Origin of the sequence: Dietzia sp. DQ12-76 (genome assembly GCF_014145045.1) — a bacterium.
Classification (GTDB): Bacteria; Actinomycetota; Actinomycetes; order Mycobacteriales; family Mycobacteriaceae; genus Dietzia.
The window spans coordinates 1-1,008 of sequence record NZ_JAALDV010000547.1 but is presented as its reverse complement, the minus strand read 5'-3'; the positions used below and the strand labels follow the sequence as shown (position 1 = coordinate 1,008).

The 1,008-nt window shown below is 72.7% G+C and carries 1 protein-coding gene; it reads left to right on the top strand.

What is annotated here, in order from left to right; all coding sequences use genetic code 11:
• Positions 1 to 1,008 (top strand): helicase-related protein (locus G6019_RS16465; RefSeq protein ID WP_255458030.1); only part of this gene is annotated, 1,008 nt, incomplete at both ends.

Sequence of the window (1,008 nt, the reverse complement as noted above, 5' to 3'; positions counted from 1 at the left end):
CCGAGGACACCGAGCCGGGGTCGCTGCCCCCCGCACCCGCCCGCCCGCCCGCGCAGATCATGGTGCCGTCCGAGGTCTCGCGCGGGGCGCCGGCGGAGTTGGCCATGGCCCACCACGGGTCGGTCTCCAAGGAACGCCGGGCGCTCATCGAGGACGCCCTCAAGTCGGGACGGTTGCGCGCGGTGGTGGCGACGTCGTCCCTCGAGCTCGGGATCGACATGGGCGCGGTGGACCTGGTCGTGCAGGTCGAGTCGCCCCCCTCCGTGGCCTCGGGACTCCAGCGGGTGGGCCGCGCCGGACACCAGGTCGGTGAGGTCTCCCGTGCGGCGGTCTTTCCCAAGCACCGCGCCGATCTCCTCCACAGCGCGGTGACCGTGGAGAGGATGGTCGCCGGTCAGATCGAGGCCATGTCGGTCATCACCAATCCGTTGGACGTCCTCGCGCAACAGACGGTGGCCGCGTGCGCACTCGAGTCGATCGATGTGGAGGACTGGTTCGCCGCCGTCCGGCGGACCGCCCCGTTCGCCGGACTGCCCCGGTCGGCCTTCGACGCGACGCTGGACATGCTGGCGGGAAAGTACCCGTCGGCGGACTTCGCAGAACTCCGGCCGCGCCTCGTGTGGGATCGCGACGCCGGGACGCTGACCGGCCGACCGGGTGCGCAACGCCTCGCCGTCACCTCGGGAGGCACCATTCCCGACCGTGGACTGTTCGGCGTGTTCATGGTGGGGGAGAAGGCGACGCGGGTCGGGGAGCTCGACGAGGAGATGGTCTACGAGTCGAGGGTCGGCGACGTGTTCGCCCTCGGGGCCTCGAGCTGGCGGGTCGAGGAGATCACGCACGACAGGGTGCTGGTCACGCCCGCGCCCGGCGGGACGGGAAGGCTGCCGTTCTGGCTCGGGGACGACCAGGGAAGGCCTGCGGAGCTGGGCCGCGCCCTGGGCGGGTTCCTGCGCGAGGTGGGGCACGGGTCCGACGACGAGGTGGTCCCCCGCCTCGCCGCCGCCG